The following is a 5,126-nucleotide window of genomic DNA, read 5'->3' as shown; positions in this document are numbered from 1 at the left end:
GGTTGCGCCCGTGGGGCCGGTCGGACCCGTGGCGCCGGCCTCGCCGGTGTCGCCCTGGGGGCCGGTCTCCCCCTGGGGGCCGGTGTCGCCCCGGGGGCCGGTCTCGCCTCTGGGGCCCGTGGCGCCCGTCGCTCCCGGGGGGCCGGTCGGGCCGGTGAGACCGTCGGGACCTTCCTCGCAGTGGTCGTCGTTGCCACCGAGGGTCGCGGTGCGGTCGTGGTCCTCCTCGTCGTACCAGTCGGACGACGATTCGTCGTGGTCGGCCTGCTGCCCGCCGTGCTCGTCGTGGTCCTGGCCGTGATCCTCGGAGGGAGGGCACTCCTCGTCGTCGGCCCTCGTCATGGTGGAGTGGTCGGAGATGCTTCGTGTGGTCGCGACGGCGGGGGCGGCCAGACCGGCTGTCACCACCAGCGCGAGCGAGGCAAAGGTGCTGACCTTGGTGATCCTGTCGCGAGCCAGCGGGCCTATCAGCGAGATCGTCCTGCGCTCAGGACTCATCTATGTGCTCCTTGTTTCAACCGGTTTGGGGCTTTTCCCCTCACTCGATCGTGAGCCTCACCCCTGTCCACCGAGCCGACCAGCGCGCTGGACCGGACGGGGATGTAGATCATCAAGTCGGCGTAACCGGGAGTCCCGGGTGGGCTAATTCGACGCCGTCGGCAGGCATTTGTGAGATATGAGGAGATATGTCACGCAGCCGCTCGGGCAGCGTTCCAACGTCCCCGGGACCGGTGAGGCCGTGAAGCCGCAGACCATCTGCCTCTGCATGATCGTCAAGAACGAGGCCCGGGTGATCGAGCGCTGCCTCGCCTCCGTGCGCCCCCTGATCGACACCTGGGTCATCTCCGACACCGGCTCGACGGACGGTACGCAGGACCTGATCCGCGAGGCGCTGGACGGCATCCCGGGCGAGCTCCGCCAGGACCCGTGGGTCGACTTCGGGCACAACCGGACGCGGAACATCCAACACGCCCGGGGCAGGGCCGACTTCCTGCTCACCATCGACGCCGACCACGTACTGCGCCAGGACGCGCCACTGCCCCGGCTGACGGCCACCTCGTACATGCTGCGTTACGACACCCCGGGCACCCAGCACCGCTTCAAGCACCTGATGCGGGGGGACCGGCTGTGGCGCTACGAGGGCGTCACCCACGAGTACCCGTGCACCGACGGGCCCGACGTCCAGGAGAACCTGGACGCGATCGTCATCGAGGACCATGCCGACGGCGGCTGCCGCGGCGACAAGTTCGAGCGCGACGCGCGCCTGCTCAGACGCGAACTCGACCGCGACCCCACCAATCCCCGCACCGTCTTCTACCTCGCCAACACCGAACGCGACCTGGGCCACGCACGCGAGGCGATCGCCCTGTACGAGCGGCGCGCGGAGATGGGCGGCTGGGGCGAGGAGGTGTACTGCTCGCTGCTCGAAGCGGGCATTCTCCGGGCGGAGAAGGAGGAGGACTGGCCGGGAGCCATGGACGCGCTCTCGCGGGCCTGGGAGGCACGCCCCGAGCGGCTGGAGGCCTGTTACGAGCTGGCCTCGCGGCTGCGGCTGCGCCGCCGCTACCACACCGCGTACGCCCTCCTCGTCGACGTCGTCGACCGGCCCGCGCCGGACGACCTCCTCTTCACCAGGCCCTGGGTCTATCGCTGGGGCCTGCTGTTCGAGTTCTCCATCAATGCCCACTGGGTGGGTGACCACGCCGGGGCCCTGCGGGCGTGCGACCGTCTGCTGGCCATGCGGGACCTGCCCGAACGCGTCCGCCGCCAGGTGGAGATCAACCGGGAGTTCTCCGCCGCCCACGCCTCCCGGGCGCAGCTGTCCGCCGTGGTGCGCCGCCCCGAGGCCGCCCGGGCCGGCAAGGCGGCCAGGTCCGCCAAGCCCGCCAAGTCCGCGAGGGCTTCCGGGCGCAGGCGGTAGCGGCCCTCGGCCGACCGCCCGGGGGCGGGCGCGGGGGCGCGCCTGCGAACGGCGTGGAATGCGCAGCCGACGGTCGCATCCGTACGGGCCGCTGAGGCGTCTATGTGGTCATGGACCTGGAGAAGAGGCCCCCTGCCCGGCCGCCGGTCGAGCCGCCCGCCGAGCTGTCGGCGGCGCGCCCGCCCGAGGGGCAGCAGGCGCCCGAGCGGCGGCCGGCTCCCGAGGGGCAGCAGGCGCCCGAGGGATGCCTCACGGCCGCGATCCGGATTCCCGTGCGGATCGTCGTGCTCGTGCTCGTCGTGCCGGTGCGGATGGTGTGGGATGTACTGGTGGTGGTCGGCCGGTTCCTGAGGGACGCCGTGGTGCGGCCGTTGGGGCGGGCGTCGCTGTGGGTCGCCATGGCCGTCCTCGTCCGGCCGTGGGTGGCGCTGTGGCGCTACGCCGTCGTGCCGGTCGCCCACGGGCTCGGGTGGCTCGGGCACCGGCTGCTGGTCGTGCCGGCGGTGTGGGTGTACCGGTACGCGCTGACGCCCTTGGGGCATGCGATCGCCTGGGCGTTCGCCGGGATGTGGGGCGCGGCCGTCCGGCTGGCCGGTGGGCTCCGGGCCGGGTTCGGGTGGCTGTACCGGTGGACGCTGGTGCCGTTCGGGCGGGGCATCGCCTGGCTGGCCAGGGGTGTCGGGGCCGGGACCGCCGCCGTCGCGGTCGCGCTGTTCACGGCCCTGGCCTGGCTGGCGCGGTACCTCCTCGTCGTACCGGCCGGGTGGGTGTACCGGTATGCGCTGACCCCCGTGGGACACGCGATGGCGTGGGCGGCCCGGGGTGCCGGGTGGCTCATACGGACGGTCTTCACCGGGATCTGGCTCGGGTTCTTCTGGACGGCACGCGTGCTGCTCGTGCTGCCCGCGCTCGCCGTGTGGCGGTGGGTGCTGGTACCGGTCGGGCGGATGCTCGCCGTCGTGGGCCGGGAGCTGCGGGACGCCCTCGGGCACGCCTGGCGCGTGGCCGGGCGCCTCTCGCGCGCCATGGGACGGTTCCTGGCCGGCCTCGTCCGCCGACTTCTCGTCGAGCCGGCGCGGTGGCTGTACCGGACCGTCCTCACACCCGCCGGCCATGTCGTGCGGGACGCCGTGTGGAAGCCGGCCACGGCGGCCGCACGCGCGGTGGGCAGCGCCTCCCGGCAGGCCTGGGCCACCGCCCGCGACTCCGCCCGCCAGGCCCGCGCCGCCGTGCGCTCGGCACTCTTCGGACGTCCGGCGGAGCCGAAGCCTGCCCTCGGGCGGGAACCGGTGGCCGCCGGGGCACGTACTCTTGGTAGAAGTACGACCGCTCTCACGAAGGACTGAACGACACTGGGCAAGCGACAGCCCGAAGGCCCGCCGCCCGCACCCGCGGTGCAGCGCATCCGACTGCGTTACACCAAGCGCGGCCGCCTCCGGTTCACCAGCCACCGTGACTTCCAGCGCGCCTTCGAGCGTGCGCTGCGCCGTGCCGAGGTGCCCATGGCGTACTCGGCGGGGTTCACGCCGCATCCGAAGGTGTCGTACGCCAATGCCGCACCCACCGGCACGGGCAGTGAGGCGGAGTACCTGGAGATCGCGCTCACCGACGCGCGCGACCCGGAAAAGCTCAGGATCCTGCTCGACGAGTCGCTGCCCACCGGGCTCGACATCGTGGACGCGGTCGAGGCCCGGACCTCCGGGCTCGCCGACCGGCTCACGGCCTCCGTGTGGGAACTGCGCCTCGACGGCGTGGACCCGGCGGACGCCGCGCGCGCGGTCGAGGCCTTCACGGCGGCGGACCTCGTCGAGGTCCAGCGCAGGACCAAGAACGGTCTGCGGACCTTCGACGCCAGGGCTGCCGTCGTCGACCTCACCAGTAGTGACGGACGGGACGGAAGCGACGGAGCCGACGGTTCTGAGACGCCCGGTCCACAGCCCGCCGCAGGCGTCGGCTCCACCGGAGCGGCCGGCGCCGTGCCCCTTGCTGGGCCGACGGACCAGCCCTGTGCGATACTGCGGCTGGTTGTTCGGCACGTGACGCCTGCCGTACGACCCGACGACGTCCTGTCCGGTCTCCGCGCCGTGGCCGACCTGGCGCCGCCGGTCCCCGCAGCGGTGACCAGGCTGGCGCAGGGGCTTTTCGATGAAGAGACCGGCACGGTGACCGACCCGCTCGCGCCCGACCGCGAGGCAGCGCCGGCCCTCTCAACGGCCGAACCCACTGCCGCCGCGAAGGCGTCGGCGCCGGTGGGCCCCGCGTAGGGACGGACGTCGTAGCGTCGCCCTTTGATCCGGGAGCCACCTGGGTCGGGCAGCGCACCGACCACAAGACTTTCGCCAGGCCGTACGCAACATGGCGTACGGAACCGGCGAGACAGGACACAGAGAGCTCCCGTGCGGCGCCCGCGCCCCGGACGGCGGCAGTCGCGCACGACGCGAGCCGCGGACGTCACCGGCCCTGCCGGACCGGGTGCGGCGCCCGGGAGCCTGACGGGAGAAACGCCCGCATGCCCGAATCGATCGAATCCGCAGAGCCCGCGCAGGGCTCCGAGCAGAACACACCGAGCGACACGCTGCCGCCGCGCCGCCGTCGCCGTGCCGCGTCCCGCCCCGCGGGACCGCCGTCCGCCGGCGCCGAGACGGCCGCGGAGAGCACTGTGCCGGCCATACCGGCCGCCGAGTCCGAGGATCTCGCGACCGCCGACGCGATCGCCGAGCCGGACGAGGAAGCCGCCGAGGCGCCCGCCGTCGAGGAGGCGGCGCCCCCCGCTCGTACACGCCGTCGTGCGACCCGCCGCGCCTCCGCGCCCGCCGGTGCGCCCAAGGACGCCGAGGCCGTCGAGGTCGTCGAGACCGTGGCGCCGGCCGCCGCCACCGCCGTGGCCGAGAGTGCCGAGACCACCGTGGTTGCGGCCGTCGAGGCGCCCGCCGCTGTCGAGGAGGCCGCGCCGGCCGCTCGTACGCGTCGTCGTGCGACTCGCCGGGCCACTGCCCCGACCGGTGCGCCGCAGGCCGCCGAGGAGGGCGCCGCCGCGTCCGAGGCCGCTGCCCCGGTCGAGGTTGCGGCCGTCGAGGCTCCCGCCGCTGTCGAGGAGGCCGCGCCCGCTGCTCGTACGCGTCGTCGTGCGACTCGCCGGGCCACTGCCCCGACCGGTGCGCCGCAGGCCGCCGAGGAGGGCGCCGCCGCGTCCGAGGCCGCTGCC

3 protein-coding genes and 2 pseudogenes are annotated in these 5,126 nt (G+C 73.9%); 4 read left to right on the top strand and 1 reads right to left on the bottom strand.

Annotation, left to right across the window (positions count from 1 at the left end; translation table 11 throughout):
• Positions 1 to 498 (bottom strand): annotated as a pseudogene (locus ACWCRJ_RS34555) (collagen-like protein); the annotation flags it as partial.
• 241 nt (positions 499 to 739) lie between these two features.
• Here ACWCRJ_RS34555 and ACWCRJ_RS34550 point away from each other — a divergent pair.
• The 4 genes and pseudogenes from ACWCRJ_RS34550 to ACWCRJ_RS34535 all read left to right on the top strand — a co-directional run.
• Positions 740 to 1,921, top strand: coding sequence for a glycosyltransferase (locus ACWCRJ_RS34550; protein ID WP_450942979.1), 1,182 nt, complete (start codon positions 740 to 742; stop codon positions 1,919 to 1,921).
• A gap of 110 nt (positions 1,922 to 2,031) precedes the next feature.
• On the top strand, positions 2,032 to 3,267 hold the full coding sequence (locus tag ACWCRJ_RS34545; protein WP_450942978.1) for a hypothetical protein: 1,236 nt from the start codon (positions 2,032 to 2,034) through the stop codon (positions 3,265 to 3,267).
• A 48-nt stretch (positions 3,268 to 3,315) separates the two neighbouring features.
• Positions 3,316 to 4,185, top strand: coding sequence for a TIGR03936 family radical SAM-associated protein (locus ACWCRJ_RS34540; protein ID WP_450942977.1), 870 nt, complete (start codon positions 3,316 to 3,318; stop codon positions 4,183 to 4,185).
• Positions 4,186 to 4,430: 245 nt separating this feature from the next.
• Positions 4,431 to 5,126, top strand: a pseudogene (locus ACWCRJ_RS34535) (Rne/Rng family ribonuclease); the annotation flags it as partial.

The sequence above is a fragment of the Streptomyces sp. NPDC002324 genome, from assembly GCF_053593335.1.
This window is presented reverse-complemented; position numbering and strand designations above follow the sequence as displayed.